The following is a 16,930-nucleotide window of genomic DNA, read 5'->3' as shown; positions in this document are numbered from 1 at the left end:
GCCCGACGGCAGGCCATGGCCGACGCTTTCGCCGCCTGGCGCCGGCACGTAAGCTAGACTGCCCCGTGACGGTCGGCCGCTTGCCTTGCGCAGTGCGCGCCGCCCCCTCCGCATCCAGCTTTTACGGAATTCCCATGCGCGGTCGCCTGTTCGTCATCCTGCCCCTGCTCCTCGCTCCCCTGATCGGCTCCACCACCTCGCAAGCCGCTCCCCTGGAGCAGCAGCGGCAACTCTACGACCAGGCCAAGGCGGCGCTGGACCGCGGCGATGCCAGTGTCTACCTGGCCAATCGCGGTGAATTGCGCACCTATCCGCTGGAGCCTTACCTGGCCTATGACGAGCTGATCAAGCGCGTTCCCGGGGCCAGCGATGCCGAGATCGAGACCTTTCTCGCCGAGCACGGCGATCTGCCGCAGTCCAACTGGCTGCGCCTGCGCTGGCTGCGCAGCCTGGCCGATCGCGGCGACTGGAATCGCTTCGAGAAATACTATTCGCCGGACTTCAACTTCACCGAGCTGGACTGCCTGCACGGCCAGTACCTGATCGCCCAGGGCAATGCCAGCGAGGGCTTCAAACTGGCGGAGAAATACTGGCTGGTGGGCAAGGCCCAGCCGACCACCTGCGACGGCCTGTTCCAGGCCTGGGCGGCGCGCGGGCAACTCACCGAGGAGCGCGTCTGGGAGCGTGCCAAGCTGGCCGCCGACAAGGGCGAGTACGGCCTGGTGCGCACCCTGTCCGCCCAGTTGCCGACGCTGTCCGGCCAGGCCCAGCGGCTGATCGACGTGGCCCAGAAGCCGCAGCAGATCGCCAATGTCCAGGCCTTCGCCCCGGCCAGCGAGAGTCTCGCCGACGTGGTCGGCCTGGGCCTGCGCAAGCTGGCGCGCCAGGATCCGGAACAGGCCATGAGCCTGCTCGAAATCTACAGCCAGCGCATGCCCTTCACCCGCGATGAAAAGGTCGCCATCGCCCGCCAGATCGGCCTGACCCTGGCGAAGAACTTCGATCCGCGCGCCCTGCCGCTGATGGAGCGCTATGATCCCGAGTTGCGGGACGACGACGTCAGCGAATGGCGCGCCCGCCTGCTGCTGCGCCTGGGTCGCTGGAGCGATGCCCATGCGCTGATCGAGCGCTTTCCGCCGAGCCTGGCCAAGGCCAATCGCTGGGAATACTGGCGCGCCCGGACCCTGGAGCTGATGCAGCCGCAGAGTCCGGCGGTGCTGCGGGAATACGCCGAGGTCAGTCGCGAGCGCGACTACTATGGCTTCCTTGCCGCCGACCGCAGCAAGGCGCCCTATCAGCTCAACAACAAGCCGCTGATGCTCAGCGACGCCCTCAAGCGCAAGGTGCGCAACACCCCCGGCGTGCAGCGGGCCCTGGAATTCATCGCCCGTGGCGAGCCGATCAATGCTCGCCGCGAGTGGTTCTATGTCAGCCGTCACTTCAACCGTGACGAACTGGTGGCCCAGGCCCGCATGGCCTACGACATGCAGTGGTACTTCCCGGCGATTCGCACCATCAGCCTGGCCAAGTACTGGGACGACCTGGACATCCGCTTCCCCATCGCCTATCGCGAAAGCTTCGTGCGCGAGGCCCAGACCCGCGGTCTGCACAGCAGCTGGGTGTTCGCCATCACCCGCCAGGAGAGCGGCTTCATGGCCGATGCACGCTCCGGGGTGGGCGCCATGGGGTTGATGCAGCTGATGCCGGCCACCGCCAGCCATACCGCCAGCAAGTTCGCCATTCCCCTGGCCTCGCCGCAACAGGCGCTGACCCCGGAGAAGAACATCCAGTTGGGCACCGCCTATCTGTCCATGGTCCATGCCCAGTTCAACGGCAACCGGGTGCTGGCCTCGGCCGCCTACAACGCCGGCCCGGGGCGGGTGAAGCGCTGGCTGACGGGCGCCCGCCACCTGGCCTTCGATGTCTGGGTGGAGACCATTCCCTTCGACGAGACGCGGCAATACGTGCAGAACGTGCTGGCCTATGCGGTGATCTACGGGCAGAAGCTCAATTCGCCGCAACCCCTGGTGGACTGGAACGAGCGTTTCTTCGACGAGACCTGAGTGCTCGCCGACCCGTCCTGACACCACCGCAGCGGACCCGCACGCCGAGTCGCGTCCGCTGCATGCCCGCTTCCCAGAGCCGTCGCGCCTTTCGACAAACTGCATCCCGCAAGGCCTGCCGCCGCGTGACGGCTGCGCAAAACAGCGCCACCCCCTATACTGCAGCCCCTTTTTTTCCGCTATTGAACCGGAGAAACCCATGCTCAAGCGTTCGCTGGCCCTGGCAGCAGGCCTGGCCCTGTCCCTGACTTCCCTGCTCTCCCACGCCGCCGACGAACTGCGCGTCTCGGCCATTCCCGACGAGGCGCCCACCGAGCTGATCCGCAAGTTCAAGCCGCTGGGTGAATACCTGGAGCAGCGCCTGGGCATGCCGGTGAAATTCGTCCCGGTGTCCGACTATGCCGGCGTGGTGGAAGCCATGGCCTCGGATCGCCTGGACCTGGCCTGGTTCGGCGGTTTCACCTTCGTCCAGGCGCAGCGCAAGGCGCCGATGACCCCCCTGGTGCAGCGCGCAGAAGATCAGCAGTTCACTAGCAAGTTCATCACCGCCGACCCGGCCGTGAAGACCCTGCAGGACCTCAAGGGCAAGACCTTCGCCTTCGGTTCGGTCTCTTCCACCTCAGGCAGCCTGATGCCGCGCTACTTCATGCAGCAGGACGGCATCGTTCCCGAGCAGTTCTTCTCGCGGGTGGCCTATTCCGGCGCCCATGACGCCACCGTCGCCTGGGTCGCCGCGGGCAAGGCCGATGCCGGCGTGCTCAACGCCTCGGTGTGGAAGAAGCTGGTCGACGCCGGCAAGGTCGACACCAGCAAGGTCCGGGTCATCTCCACCACCCCGGCCTACTACGACTACAACTGGACGGTGCGCGGCAATCTGGATCCGCAACTGGCGGCCAAGATCAAGCAGGCCTTCCTCGACCTGGATCCGGCCAAGCCGGCCGACAAGGCGATCCTCGACCTGCAGGCGGCCAGCCGCTTCGTGCCGACCTCGCCGGACAACTACAAGAGCATCGAGGCTTCCGCCCTGGCGGCCGGCCTGCTCAAGTGAGTCTCGCCCTCAGGGGCGTGACGCTGGTACACGCCGACGGCTCGCCCGCCCTGGCCGATCTCGACCTCAACCTGCAACAGGGTGAGCAGGTCGCGCTGATCGGTCCGTCCGGGGCGGGCAAGACCAGCCTGCTGCGCCTGCTGGCCACCGGGCTGCGGCCGCTCGCGGGTGAGCTGGAGCTGCTCGGCCAGCAGCCCTGGAGCCTGGGCAACCGGGCGCGGCGTCAGTTGCGCGCCCGTATCGGCCTGATCCACCAGGCGCCGCCCTTGCCGGCGCGCCAGCGCGTCATCACCGCAGTGCTTGCCGGCCGTCTCGGCCAGTGGTCGCTGGCGCGCAGCCTGGTCAGCCTGGTGCATCCGCTGGATCGCGCCGGCGCCGCGGCGGCCCTGGCGCCGCTGGATCTCGCCGATCGCCTCTACTCCTCCTGCGATCAGCTGTCCGGTGGCCAGTTGCAGCGCATCGGCATCGCCCGGGCGCTCTACCAGCAGCCGCAGCTGCTGCTCGCCGACGAACCCGTGTCGGCCATGGACCCGGTGCTGGCCGCCCATACCCTGGAGGTGCTGAGCGACGCCGCGGCGCGCCAGGGCACCACCCTGGTCACCAGCCTGCACAACGTCGAACTGGCGTTGCAGCGCTTTCCGCGCATCCTCGGTCTGCGGGCCGGGCGGCTGCTGTGGGACAAGCCCGCCAGCGCGGTCACCCCGACCGACCTCGCCGACCTTTATGCCAATGAAGGCCTGAGCACCACCCTCAAGCCTGCCGCCCCGGCCCCAGCCGAGACACCGCTCGACCTGCCGCGATGCTGACCTCACCCCGCCAGGACCCGGCCGCCCGGTCCCGACTGCTGCTCACCCTGCTGGCCCTGCTGCTGGCCTGGCCGACGCTGCGCCTGGCGGAATTCGATCTGCTGGGTCTCTTCACCGGCGACAACGCCCGCACCATGGGCAACTTTCTCGCCGGCTTCTGGCCGCCCGCCCATGACGCCGACTTTCTCGCCGTGCTCGGGCGCGCCACCCTGGAAACCCTGGCCATCGCCACCCTGGGCATGGCCCTGGCGGCGCTGATCGCCCTGCCCGCCGCCCTGCTCGCCACCCGTGTCCTGTCGATCTCCGCCCTGCCCCGCGGCGGACGTCCAGGCCGCCTGCCGCGCCTGCTCCGCGGACTGGTGCGCGGGGTGCTGATCGTCCTGCGCAGCGTGCCGGAGATCGTCTGGGCGCTGCTGTTCGTCCGCGCCGTGGGCCTGGGTCCCACCGCCGGGGTGCTGGCCATCTCCATCACCTACGGCGGCATGCTGGGCAAGGTCTATGCGGAAATCTTCGAATCGGTCGATCCCCGCCCGGCGCGGGCCCTGCTACTGCAGGGCGCCGGTCGCCTGCAGGCCTTCGTCTATGGCGTGCTGCCCAACGCCGCGGGCGAGATGATTTCCTACAGCGTCTATCGCTGGGAGTGCGCCGTTCGCGCCTCGGTGGTGATGGGCTTCGTCGGCGCCGGGGGCCTGGGCCAGCAGGTCGATCTGTCGCTGCGCATGTTTGCCGGTGGCGAGGTGGCCAGCCTGCTGCTGACCTTCCTGGTGCTGGTGCTCCTGGCCGATGTGCTCAGTCGCCTGCTGCGCCAGGTGGAGCGCGGTCAGGGCCGGGGCCGGGGCACTCTGACGGTGCTGGCCATGGGCGCCGCCCTGGTGGCGTCCGCCAGCTACCTGGGCACCGCCTTCGGCGAATTGCTGAGCGCCCGCGCCCTGGCGCAGATGGGCAGCTTCCTGGCCGACTTTCTCCAGCCGGACTTCTCCCTCGCCCAGCTGTCGGCCGTGGCCCACGGCACGGTGGAAACCCTGGCCATGTCGGCCCTGGGTACCCTGCTCGCCGGGCTGCTCGGCATCCTGCTGGCGCTGCCGGCGGCCGGGCGCCTAGGCCTGGGCGCCCTGGCGCTGGCGCGGCTGCTGCTCAATGCCCTGCGCGCCGTGCCGGAACTGGTCTGGGCGGCGCTGATGGTGCTGGCCGCCGGCCTGGGACCCAACGCCGGTACCCTGGCCCTGGCCCTGCACACCGCCGGGGTGCTCGGCCGGCTGTTCGCCGAAGCCCTGGAAAACACGCCCAAGGCCCCCGCCGAAGCCATTCGCCTGGCCGGCGGTGGCGCGCTGGCGGCCTTTCTCTACGGCACCCTGCCGGCGGTCTGGCCGCAGTTGCTGGCCTATCTGCTCTATCGCTGGGAAAACAATATCCGCATGGCCAGCATCCTCGGCTTCGTCGGCGCCGGTGGCCTGGGGCAGCAGCTGTACTTCAGCCTGAGCCTGTTCCAGCAGGCCCAGGCCGCCACCGTGATCCTCGGCATGCTGGTGCTGGTGCTGGGCGTGGATCTGCTGAGCAATTGGGCCCGGCAGCGCTGGGTCGTCCGTTAACGAATCTTCGGCAGCAGCAGCGCTGGCAATTGCGCGAGAAAGGCGGCTTCATCGTCGAGCTGGCGCAGATCCAGCCAGAGCGCATCGGCGTCGATGCGCCCCACCACCGGGATGGGTAGCTGGCGCAGGCCTTCTTCCAGTTGCCGCAAGGCGCGCCCACGCAGGCGCTTGCTGACCTGGGGGCGACAGCACAGCGCCGCCCCGGGCAGGCGGGCAACCGGCTGGGCGCCACTGCCGATCATGCCCAGCGCCGGCTCCACGCTGACCGCATAGGTCGTGCCCAGCACGGCGGCGAAGGCCGGCAGCAGCCGCTCGGCCTGGGTGGTGATGGCCTCGGCCGGGCGCGACAGCAGGCGCAGGCTGGGCAACCGCTCGGCCAGTCGATCCGGATCGCGATAGAGCGCCAGGGTCGCCTCCAGGGCGGCCAGGGTCAGCTTGTCGACCCGCAACGCCCGCTTGAGCGGATTCTTCTTGATGCGCTCGATGAGGTCGCGGCGACCGACGATGAGGCCGCACTGGGGGCCGCCGAGCAGCTTGTCGCCACTGAAGGTCACCAGGTCGGCGCCGTCGCGCAGGGCCTGCTGCACCGTGGGTTCGGCGGGCAGTCCCCAACGGGTCAGGTCCACCAGGGTGCCGCTGCCCAGGTCTTCCAACAGCGGCACTTTATGGGCGCGGGCGATGGCGGCCAGCTCCGCCGTAGCCACGCTGGCGGTAAAGCCCTGGACGCTGTAGTTGCTGGTGTGCACCCGCATCAGCAGCGCGGTGCGCGGGCCGATGGCGGCTTCGTAGTCGCGGGCATGGGTACGGTTGGTGGTGCCCACCTCCACCAGCTTGACCCCGGCGCGGGCCATGATGTCGGGGATGCGGAAGGCGCCACCGATCTCGATCAGCTCGCCGCGGGACAGCACCCCTTCCTTGCGTGCGCCTATGGCATGCAGGGCCAGCAGGACCGCCGCGGCGTTGTTGTTGACCACCGTCACCGCCTCGGCGCCGGTGAGTTCGCGCACCAGGTCGGCGACCAGGTCGTCGCGATCGCCGCGTTTGCCAGTGGCCAGGTCGAATTCCAGATTCATCGGCTGACGCGCGGCCTCGGCTACCGCGGCGATGGCCTCTTCCGCCAACAGCGCCCGCCCCAGGTTGGTGTGCAGCACCGTGCCGGTGAGGTTGAACACCCGCCGCACCCGCGGCTGGCTGTGCAACGCCAGCCGCTCGCCCAGGCGCCCGGCCAGCACGCCCTCCTCCACCTCCACCGCGGTCAGGGTGCCGGCCCTCAAGGCCTCGCGCAGATCGTCCAGCAGCGAGCGATAGCCGCCAAGGACCTGCTCGCGACCGTGGCGTTCCTCCAGCGGACGCGAAGCGGGATGGCGCAGCAGGCGGTCGATGGACGGCAGGCGGATGGCGGTCATGGGAGCCTCTTGGGTCGAGTCGACCCCCAGTGTAGCCCGAACCCGCGGCGGGTCGACCAGGGGCGCCGGACTGCCGCAGGCTCGTCCCGCCCTGGGAGAGAGCGGCCCGAACCCGGACCCGGGGCGTCCGGAAATGACCCCCGGGTTCCCGGTTTGCCGCGTGCCAGAGCCCGTCCTAGGATGGTTTCGCGGGCTCTTCCCAGCCACCTGCCGCGGTCCTGGCGTGGAGGGCCCTGGCCACCACGTCCACCTCACGAAAATAACAAAGGTGCCGTCATGTCCAAGAAATCCTCCCTCTGGGCCAGCGATGGCCTGCTCGACAACAGCGACATCGTCAGCCTCGGCAACTTCACCTACCTGCACACGCTGAAGAGCGCCGCGGCCACGCCGCTGGCGCAGACCCACTCGGCCAGCACCCCCACCGTCAGCGAATTCCTCAACGGCGCCATCAGCGAGTACGTACTGGGTGGCACGCCCGACGGCATGCGGCCGTTCCTCGTCGATGGCCATCAGCTGACGCTGCACAACTCGCTCAACGGCGCCACGGCCCACACCTGGATCACCGCCGAGAACCAGGTGCTCATCACCTATGCCGGCACCACCAGAGGCGAGAATCTGCTGATCGATCCCCTCTCTACCGCCGGTGGCCTGCTGAGCGATCTGCAGATCCTCGGCCAGCAGGTCTCCAGCGCCCAGCGGCAGTCGCTGGACTTCGCCCACCAGGTGATCGAGGCGGCGGCCAAGCAGGGTTATGGCACCCAGGACATCTTCGTCACCGGCCACTCCCTGGGTGGCATCTCGGCGGCCTACGTCGCCCAGCAGACCGGTCTCGGCGGCATCAGCTTCGAGGCCTCGGGCATTCCCCGCGATGCTCGGGCCGTGGGCCATGGGGGCAATTTCGTCAATGTGGTCACCCTGGGCGATCCGGTAGCCAACTACAGCTCCGACATCCGCGGCGAACAGCCCTTCGCGCCCAGCTTCGTCAGCCAGGCCGAGGGTGGCGGCAGCCTGCCGCACTATGGCTCGCTGTTCCTGATCGGTGCCCAGGCCGACCAGCACGACCTGACCCAGGCGGCGGCCAAGGTCGGCCATCTGTTCAACGGCGACAACGGTGGCCAGGTCAATCTGCTAGGGGCGGCCCTGCATCCGCTCAGCGTGGCCGCCGGAATCGCCGAAGCGGCGCGCCTGATCGCCGAATTCCATCTGCCGGCCGCCGAATACACCAACCTCGGGGTGACCCCTACCGGTGGTTTTCTGGACACCCTGCCGGCGCAGATCGGCACGGCCCATGGCCCGGTGCTGATGGTCGGCAACTACAGCGTGGCGGAATTGCAGGCCTATGCCGAGACCCACGCCACCTTCGGCTGAGAGCCGCTTATAAAACTACTGCGCGTCCGCCATACAGGCACGTGCGGTGCTCGGAATCCTCATGTACTACTCGTACACTCGTACGCGAGCCCGGTCCGGTTCCTGCGCGCCGCACACACCTGTCTGACAACCGCTCGCGACGCTTTATAACCGACTCATGCTCTTGCGGCGGCCTTGTTTCGCCGCCGCGAGAGAACTCCCTCCTGCCGTTCGGGTCTGCCCTCCTATCGTCCGGGACCCCGAGGGTCCCGCCCGCCTTTAGCCCAGGAGAACCCCATGACCGCAGACGGTCCCCAGCGCATGACCGATGAAGAAGCCCAGGAATTCGCCACCGAGGTGTTCAACCTCGCGCGCACCGGCAATGCCGAGGTGCTGGCCCTGGTGCTGGAAAAGGGGCTGACGCCCAATCTGCGCAATCACAAGGGCGACAGCCTGCTGATGCTGGCCAGCTACCACGGTCACCTGGAGACCAGTCGCGTCCTGCTGGAGCACCGGGCCGATCCGAACCTCGCCAACGACATGGGCCAGTCGCCCCTGGCCGGGGCGGCCTTCAAGAACAACCTGCCGATGGCCGAACTGCTGCTGGAGCACGGCGCCGCCGTGGAGGGCGCCATGCCCGACGGCAAGACCGCACTGATGATGGCGGCCATGTTCAATCACGTGCAGATGGTGGAATTGCTGGTCGCCCGCGGCGCCGACCCCAAGGCCCGGGACGCCGCCGGCAACACGGCGCTGAGCGTGGCCCGCGCCATGGGCGCCCAGGACACCCCTGCCGTGCTGGAGCGACTGGGCGGCGTCTGATCAGCGCTTCTGGTAGCGATAGAACAGATTGGGTTCGCTGACCACATAGAGGTTGCCGGCGGTATCCAGGGTGACGCCCTCGGGCTGGCGGATCCGCCGTGACAGGCCGCCGAAGGGCGCCACCAGGGAACGGGTATCCAGGGTATGGCCCTGGTCATCGAGCTCGATCAGCACCCGCGACTCGTCGCTGAGCAGCAGCAGGTGGCCGGTGCGGCGATCGACATGGACCGCGGACAGGTCGCCGGTGCTGGGCGCCTGGTCCAGCCAGGCCTGGCGATCGATGAAGCGCAGGGCGAAGTCGCCGTCGAAGCTCCTGAGCAGGCCCCGGATTTCATAGAGCTTGCGCGGCGAGTGCTCCTTGACCACGAACAGGCGATCGCGGGCGGCGTCGTAGTCCAGGCCTTCGAAGCCCTGGTTGGCGCGGGGGAAGAGATCCAGGGTCAGGCTGCGATAGTCCTTGCGCCGGAGCACGTCGTCGCCTTCGGGGATGCCTACCAGGGTCAGGGCGTTGGCGCCCTCTTCCGCCAGTAGCAGGCGGTCGTTGCCCAGATAGGTCACGCCTTCGACGTCGTCGAAGCCTTCCAGGCGATGGCGTTGCAGCAGCTCGCCGTCACGGCTCAGGGCCAGCAACTCCGGCGGATTGTTGACCACCGCCCAGAGCCGATCCCGCTCCGGGTCGTAGCTGAGGTCGGACAGATTCTCGGTGACCCCGGCCACCGTCTTGGCTTCCACCGCCACCCGGTAGCGACCCAGTTCCAGGGAGGTTCGGGGTTCGCTCTGCCACTGCTGGCCGAGCCAGAACAGCAACTGGCTGTCCAGATGGCTGCTGCGCAGGCCCTGGGTCACCCCCAGTGCCAGCAGCAGCGCCAAGGCCAGCAGCCAGCCGGTCCGTCCGATCCTGATCCGTCGTACCCACGCCGTCATCGCCTTGCCCCGTCATTGTTGTACGGGGCGGAGTATCCGGGGCTGTCTTTATGGTTGTGTGACAGTGCTAGCGCCGGGGCTGAACGGGGTTACCCTCCCAGCGCGAGCGACCCGGCAGGGTTTCGCCCTTCATCACCAGCGACAGCGGACCCAGTTCCACGTCGTCGCCGACGCGGGCGCCATAGAGCACCACGCTGCGCGGCCCCAGGTTGACGCCCTTGCCCAGCTCCACCTCGCCGACCTTCATCACCCGGTCTTCGAACAGGTGGGTCTGGGGACCGGCCAGGGCGTTGAGTTCGCCGTAGTCACCGAGGCGCACGCAGTCGAATTCGGTGAGGTCGGTGGTATCCAGGTAGGTGCCGCGACCCAGGCGGGCGCCGAGCAGGCGCAGCGCCAGCGGCAGCCAGGGCGTGCCGCGCAGGGTGCCGAGCAGATTGGGCACCGCCAGGGTTTCGTAGAGGCTGGTGATGGCTTCGCTGCGCCAGACGAAAAAGGTCCACATGGGCGCCGAACGCGGACGATAACGGCCCACCACCAGCCACTTGAGCCCCAGCACGACCAGGAAGCTGGCCAGGGCGAAGGCGCTGCCGGCCAGCAGGGTCTCGCCGAGCAGCTGCAGCCAGGCGCCCTGCTGCCACAGCGGCACCAAGGCCTCGGCGATGGCGCAGCCGGCGGCCACGGTGAAGCCGGTGGGCAGCACGATGCGCAGGGCTTCGATCAGGCCACGCGCCACCCGGCGCCAGGGGGCCGGGCGGAAGGTCAGGCTTTCCGGGTAGCCGGTCAGGGTTTCCCGCGCCGGCAGCCGGACCGCCGGCGAGCCGAGCCAGGTTTCGCCCTGGCGCAGGGGCACACCCTCGTCGAGTCGACCCAGGACACCGATCAGGGCGTCTTCGGGGATGTGGCAGCCGTCGGCGACATAGGCGCCGTTGCCGACGAAACTGCGCCGGGCGATGGAGGTGCGTCTGAGGGTCATCCAGCCCTGGGCGACCTGTTCGTCACCGAGCATCACGGCATCGGCGATAAAGGTCTCGGCGCCCAGCTCCAGCAACGAGGAGACCGGACCCTGGGCGGTGGATATCTCGGCATCGCGACCGACCCGGGCACCCAGCAGGCGATACCAGAGCGCCGAATAGACGGTGGCATAGAGGCCCTGCAAGCTTTGCAGCGCCGACTCCTGGATCAGGTTGGCCAGCCACTTGCGCCAGTAGAAGAGGCTGTCGATCGACCACTGGCCTTCTTCCAGGCGTGGCAGGATCAGCCGCCGCGCCAGGGCGCAGCCGAGCAGGGTCAGGGCGACGCTGACCACGCCCAGCGGCAGGGCCAGTACGCCGTACTGCAGGGCATCGAGCAGCAGCGAAGAGGTGTGCCACCAGGGTAGTCCACCAAAGCTTTCCAGTTCGTCGATCAGCAGCGCCAGGGGAAACAGCGGCATGAAGAACAGCACCGAGACCACCAGGCCGCTGAGGGCATAGAGGCCCTTGAGCAGGGCACGCTGGGCACGGGACACCGGGGCCGGCGGCAGCACGCGGGCACCGGCGGCACCCTGATCGCGGGCCGGCGCGCCGCCCCAGTGGCGGCCGGCCGGGATGCGCTGACCGCTGCGCAGGGCGGATTGGGCCTGCAGGCGCGCACCGTCACCGAGGGCGGTGTCGCCTTCGAGGATGGCATAGGAGCCGACCTGGGCTTCGCGCCCCAGGGTCACGGCGCCGAGCAGCAATTCGCCGCGCAGCACCCGGGCGTTTTCGAAATTGACGCCGTTGCCCAGGCTGGCGCCCTGCCCCAGGGTCAGCAACTCGGGGACGCGCAGGGTCAGGGTGCCGACGAAGGCTTCGGCGCCGACGCGTGCGCCAAGCAGGCGCAGCCAGCCCCGCGCCAGGGGCGAGCCGCTGAGCAGGTAGGCCGGCGCCAGAGCGAGGAAACGCTCACCCAGCCACCAGCGGTAGTAGGTCAGTCCCCAGAGCGGATAGCGACCGGGCTGCAGGCGGCCGGTGAGGCGCTTGCCCACCACGGCCACGGCGAATTCCAGGCCGATGGCCAGGACGAACAGACTGAGGGCGGTCAGCATCGCCAGGGGCAGCGCGGTGCCGGAATGGATCAGCAGCGGGAAGGCCAGGAAGGGCGCCAGCCAGCGGCCCAGGCGCAGGGTCAGCAGCGGCGGCAGGGCTACCGCCTGGGCCAGGCCACAGCGCCAGCGCCGCCAGCGGCTGGGTGGCGCCCAGGCCTCGGTGGCCGTCGTTGCGCCCGCTTCGGCGGCGTCGGCCTCCAGGGCCTCGGCGATGGCGCCCAGGGTGCGGCCGGCATAGACCGCCTTGACCGTGGCACTGGCATAGCGCGGATCCTGGCGCAGGCGCGAGACCAGCCGGGCGGCGAACAGCGAGTGCCCGCCCAGGTCGTCGAAGAAATCCATCTCGGCGTGCAGCGGCTGACCGGGGAAGAGTTCGGCGGTGGCCGCCAGCAGCGCACCCAGGGCGCCGCTGGCCGGAGCGACCGGCGCCACGGCAGCGATGGCCAGGGGCCGGGCCCGCAGTTGCTTGCGATCGATCTTGCCGGAATTCAGCCGTGGCATCTCGCCGAGCCATTCGAAGCGGCTGGGCACCATGTACAGCGGCAGGCAGCCGGCCAGCTCGGTGCGCAGCAGGTCGCTGCGTGGCAGCGGGCCGCCATCGCCGACCAGGAAGGCCACCAGTTGCTCCACGCCGGCCTCTTCGCGCAGCACCACGGCCACGGTCCCGACCCCGGGTTGCCGGGCCAGGGTGGCTTCGATCTCGCCCAGCTCGACGCGATAGCCACGGATCTTCACCTGGTCATCGACCCGGCCCAGGCAGTGCACCTGGCCGTGTTCGTCGACCCGCGCCAGGTCACCGGTGCGATAGAGCTTGAGGTCGTGGCTGCCGGTGCTCCAGGGATTGGGCAGGAATTTCTCGGCGGTCAGCTCCGGGCGGCCCAGGTAGCCATCGGCCACGCCGGGACCGGTGATGCAGAGTTCGCCCACCTGGTCGCGCGGCAGCAGCGCCAGTGGCTGGCTGGCATCGGCAGGCACCACCAGCAGGCTGTAGTTGGGCAGCGGCCGGCCGATGGTCACCGGCTCGCCCGGTTGCAGCTGCGCCAGACTCGCCGAGACAGTGGCCTCGCTGGGGCCATAGGTGTTGAACAGCCGCCGCTGCGGCCGGCTCCAGCGCGCCACCAGGGGCTCGGGGCACATCTCGCCGCCCAGGTTGATCAGGCGCAGGCTGGGGACGTCTTCCGGCAGCAGCGCCAGCAGGGTCGGCACCACGTGCAGCACGCTGATGCGATTGGCGCTCAGGGCGCGGGCCAGGGCCTCGGGATCGGCGGTGATCTCGCGCGGGGCCAGCCAGAGGGTGGCGCCCACCAGGTAGCTGATCCAGATCTCTTCGAAGGACATGTCGAAGGCCACCGAGAAACCCTGGTAGACCCGATCGCCGGCTTCGATACCGAGCAGCGAATTCTCGCTGCGCAGGAAGTGGCAGATGCTGTCCTGGCGGATGCCGATGCCCTTGGGCTTGCCGGTGGAGCCGGAGGTGTAGATCAGATAGGCCAGATTGTCCGGAGAGACCAGGCCGCGCCGGCGTAGGGTTTCGCCGCTGCCCAGGGCGACGCTCAGCGCGTCGGGGGTCCAGCAGTGCAACCCGGGGCGCGCCAGCAGATCGGCGAAGGGCGCCCCGGTGATCACGCCTACCGCCTGGGCGTCTTCCAGGCACAGGGCCACGCGGTCGGCCGGGGTTTCGGCATCGCAGGGCAACCAGGCGGCGCCGGTCTTGGCGATGGCCAGCTGCATCACCAGCAGCTCGATGCCGCGCGGCAGCCAGAGGCCGACCACGCGACCGGGCCCGACGCCGGCGGCCAGCAGCCGCGAGGCGGCGCGGTCGGCCCAGGCGTTCAGTTCACCGTAGCTCAGGCTGCGCTCGCCTTCGAGCAGGGCGGGTCGCTCCGGCGCCCGCGCCGCGGTGGCCTCGAACAGATCGGCGAGGACTTCATCGCGGCACAGATCGGGGCGGATGGGGCCTTCGACCAGACTGAGGGAGAGTTCGGCAAGCGCTTCCATGGGGGACAGCCTCTGGGTGTTTAGCGCAGTTTGTATCTCCCGGGTTACGCGCTCCTTAAGGGGCGCTTAGGGTTTGCTTAAGGCTGGCGGCCCCTCGCGCTGGGGGCGCCGGAATGGCTCCAGGCTGTGGCCTTCGCGAGACTCGCCACTGATCGGGGATGGACGGCGGGTCGCTGGCGAGGCCAAAAAAAAACGCCTCCCGAAGGAGGCGTTTTCCGTCACCGCATGGCGATCAGCGCAGATCGAAACGATCCAGCTCCATCACCTTGGTCCAGACCTTGACGAAGTCCTTGACGAACTTCTCCTGGGCGTCGGCACTGCCGTAGACCTCGCTCAGGGCGCGCAGCTGGGCGTGGGAGCCGAACACCAGATCGACCCGGGTACCGGTCCACTTCACGGCCCCGGTCTTGCGATCGCGACCTTCGAAGGTGGCCTTGTCCGGACCGGTGGCCTTCCATTCGGTGGCCATGTCCAGCAGGTTGACGAAGAAGTCGTTGGTCAGGGTCTGCGGCCGCTGGGTGAAGACGCCGTGCTTGGCGCCGCCCACGTTGATGTCCAGCACGCGCAGGCCGCCCAGCAGCACCGTCAGTTCCGGCGCGGTCAAATTCAGCAGATGCGCCTTGTCCACCAGCAGGAATTCCGGCTTGACCTTGAACTCCCCGCCCACGTAGTTGCGGAAGCCGTCGGCCCAGGGCTCCAGGTGCCCGAAGGATTGCACATCGGTCTGTTCCTGGGAGGCATCCACGCGACCCGGGGTAAAGGGCACGCTGATCGAGTGCCCCGCCGCCTGGGCGGCCTTTTCCACCCCGACGTTACCGGCCAGCACGATCAGGTCGGCGATGGACACCTGCTTGCCCTGCCCTTGGAAGTCACGCTGGATACCCTCCAGCACACCCAGCACCTTGGCCAGTTGCGCCGGCTGGTTGACGGCCCAGTCCTTTTGCGGCGCCAGGCGCAGCCGGCCGCCATTGGCCCCGCCGCGCTTGTCGGAACCGCGGAAGGTGGAAGCCGCCGCCCAGGCGGTGCCGACCAGTTCGGACACGCTCAGGCCGGATGCGGCCAGCTTATCCTTGAGCGCCTTGACCTCGGCCTCGCCCAGGGGCGCGCCTTCAGCCTTGGGCAGCGGGTCCTGCCAGAGCAGCTCCTCGGCCGGGGTTTCCGGGCCCAGGTAACGGGCCAGCGGCCCCATGTCCCTGTGGGTCAGCTTGAACCAGGCACGGGCGAAGGCATCGGCCAGCTGGTCCGGATTTTCCAGGAAGCGGCGGGAGATCTTCTCGTAGGCCGGATCGAAGCGCAGCGCCAGGTCCGAGGTCAGCATGGTCGGCTGGTGACGCTTGCTGGGATCGTGGGCATCGGGCACGGCATTGGCACCAGCGCCGTCCTTGGGCCGCCACTGGTGGGCACCGGCCGGGCTCTTGAACAGCTCCCACTCGAACTTGAACATGTTCTCGAAGTATTCGTTGCTCCAGCGGGTCGGCGTGGAGGTCCAGGTCACTTCGAGGCCGCTGGTGATGGTGTCGGCGCCCTTGCCGGTGCCATAGCTGTTCTGCCAGCCGAAGCCCTGCTGTTCCAGGTCGGCCGCTTCCGGCTCGGCACCGACGCTGGTGGCCGGGCCCGCACCGTGGGTCTTGCCGAAGGCGTGGCCACCGGCGATCAAGGCGACGGTTTCCTCGTCGTTCATGGCCATGCGGCCAAAGGTTTCGCGAATGTCATGGGCCGAGGCCACCGGATCGGGATTGCCGTTGGGACCTTCGGGGTTCACGTAGATCAGGCCCATCTGCACGGCAGCCAGCGGGTTCTCCAGCATGCGGCTGGAACCCAGGTTGCGGCTCTGCTCGACCGGATGCTGCTCGGGCTGTGCGGTCAGCACGCCGTCACCGGGCTGCTCCATCTGCTTGTGCTCGCCGTAGCGGACATCGCCCCCCAGCCAGACGGTCTCCGAGCCCCAGAACACCGCGTCGTCCGGTTCCCAGACGTCCTGGCGACCGCCGGAAAAGCCGAAGGTCTTGAAGCCCATGGATTCCAGGGCGACGTTGCCGGTGAGCACGATGAGATCGGCCCAGGAGATCTTGCGGCCATACTTCTGCTTGACCGGCCAGATCAGCCGGCGCGCCTTGTCCAGGCTGACGTTGTCCGGCCAGCTGTTGAGCGGCGCGAAGCGCTGCTGACCCTGGCCGGCGCCGCCACGGCCGTCACCGACGCGATAGGTGCCGGCGCTGTGCCAGGCCATCCGCACGAACAACGGGCCATAGTGACCGAAGTCGGCCGGCCACCAGTCCTGGGAATCGGTCATCACGGCGCGCAGGTCGGCCTTTACCGCTTCCAGGTCGAGGCTCTTGAATTCGGTGGCGTAGTCGAACTCTTCGCCCATGGGATCGGAGAGCGAGGAATGCTGGTGCAGGAAGTTGAGATTGAGCTGGTTCGGCCACCAATCCTTGTTGGTGGTACCGCCGCCGGCGGCGTGATTGAACGGGCACTTGGATTCGGTCGACATCTTCTTGGCTACCTCAGGGTCTTGTTCATCCGGTTGTCAGCCGCGACAGCAGCACGGCCTGCAGAAGGCGTGGTTCCAGTCGCGTCGGCCTAGGGGCTCGACAGACACCGATGCCGGCGTCGAGCCGGCTCCGGAGAGAGCCCCACCATGGGCGAAGCGGACGTTTCGGTCATTGTTATCCCCTCATCAGATGGGCACACCGACGAAGCGGCGCAATCTCCATACTAGACGGCTTCGCCGCCCGGCGTGATAGAAGGTTTTGTGCCCCTCGATAGACTGGCTCTGCAAGATGACCCGCAGGTGACAGGGCATCCTCGAGCGACTCTTGGCGCGATAAGCAACGTTGGCGACCGCTTCGCCGAGGTTCG

At 68.7% G+C, this 16,930-nt stretch carries 10 protein-coding genes and 1 pseudogene; 7 read left to right on the top strand and 4 right to left on the bottom strand.

Annotated features, from left to right (window positions below; translation table 11 throughout):
• The first annotated feature begins 134 nt into the window (after positions 1-134).
• From ACZ5R1_RS05765 to phnE, 5 genes and pseudogenes are all read left to right on the top strand, one after another.
• Positions 135-2,063, top strand: a complete 1,929-nt coding sequence (locus tag ACZ5R1_RS05765; protein ID WP_027598374.1) for a transglycosylase SLT domain-containing protein — start codon at positions 135-137, stop codon at positions 2,061-2,063.
• A 199-nt stretch (positions 2,064-2,262) separates the two neighbouring features.
• Positions 2,263-3,111 (top strand): putative selenate ABC transporter substrate-binding protein, encoded by an 849-nt coding sequence (locus ACZ5R1_RS05760; protein WP_007162378.1) that lies wholly within the window; start codon positions 2,263-2,265, stop codon positions 3,109-3,111.
• The gene (locus ACZ5R1_RS05755; protein WP_042138135.1) at positions 3,108-3,917 is read left to right on the top strand and encodes a phosphonate ABC transporter ATP-binding protein; all 810 of its coding nucleotides are present in this window, start codon (positions 3,108-3,110) and stop codon (positions 3,915-3,917) included. Before ACZ5R1_RS05760 ends, ACZ5R1_RS05755 begins: the two co-directional genes overlap by 4 nt.
• Positions 3,911-4,723: pseudogene (locus ACZ5R1_RS05750) on the top strand (PhnE/PtxC family ABC transporter permease); the annotation flags it as partial. The gene ACZ5R1_RS05755 and the pseudogene ACZ5R1_RS05750, both read left to right, overlap by 7 nt.
• Positions 4,724-4,774: 51 nt before the next feature.
• Positions 4,775-5,506, top strand: coding sequence for a phosphonate ABC transporter, permease protein PhnE (gene phnE / locus ACZ5R1_RS05745; protein ID WP_241808625.1), 732 nt, complete (start codon positions 4,775-4,777; stop codon positions 5,504-5,506).
• Here phnE and selA read toward each other — a convergent pair.
• A complete protein-coding gene (gene selA / locus ACZ5R1_RS05740) occupies positions 5,503-6,912 on the bottom strand; it encodes an L-seryl-tRNA(Sec) selenium transferase (protein ID WP_464712863.1) in 1,410 nt (469 codons plus the stop codon). The genes phnE and selA overlap by 4 nt on opposite strands.
• Positions 6,913-7,188: 276 nt before the next feature.
• Between selA and ACZ5R1_RS05735 the strand changes: the two genes are divergently transcribed.
• Positions 7,189-8,280, top strand: coding sequence for a hypothetical protein (locus ACZ5R1_RS05735; protein ID WP_464712862.1), 1,092 nt, complete (start codon positions 7,189-7,191; stop codon positions 8,278-8,280).
• Between the two features lie 276 nt (positions 8,281-8,556).
• Positions 8,557-9,081 (top strand): ankyrin repeat domain-containing protein, encoded by a 525-nt coding sequence (locus ACZ5R1_RS05730; RefSeq protein WP_340245700.1) that lies wholly within the window; start codon positions 8,557-8,559, stop codon positions 9,079-9,081.
• Here ACZ5R1_RS05730 and ACZ5R1_RS05725 read toward each other — a convergent pair whose 3' ends face one another.
• The 3 genes from ACZ5R1_RS05725 to katG form a co-directional block, all read right to left on the bottom strand.
• Entirely contained in the window at positions 9,082-10,005 is a 924-nt protein-coding gene (locus ACZ5R1_RS05725; RefSeq protein WP_464712861.1) for an SdiA-regulated domain-containing protein, read from the bottom strand.
• A gap of 67 nt (positions 10,006-10,072) precedes the next feature.
• A complete protein-coding gene (locus tag ACZ5R1_RS05720; RefSeq protein WP_464712860.1) occupies positions 10,073-14,068 on the bottom strand; it encodes a Pls/PosA family non-ribosomal peptide synthetase in 3,996 nt (1,331 codons plus the stop codon).
• Between the two features lie 232 nt (positions 14,069-14,300).
• Positions 14,301-16,562 carry a catalase/peroxidase HPI gene (gene katG, locus ACZ5R1_RS05715; protein ID WP_464712859.1) on the bottom strand — a complete coding sequence of 754 codons (2,262 nt, stop codon included), beginning with the start codon at positions 16,560-16,562 and terminating at the stop codon, positions 14,301-14,303.
• Between the last annotated feature and the right edge of the window lie 368 nt (positions 16,563-16,930).

It is taken from the genome of Pseudomonas sp. Pso3, assembly GCF_055393275.1.
The sequence above is the reverse complement of the archived record's forward strand: the minus strand, read 5'-3'. Positions and strand labels throughout refer to the sequence as shown.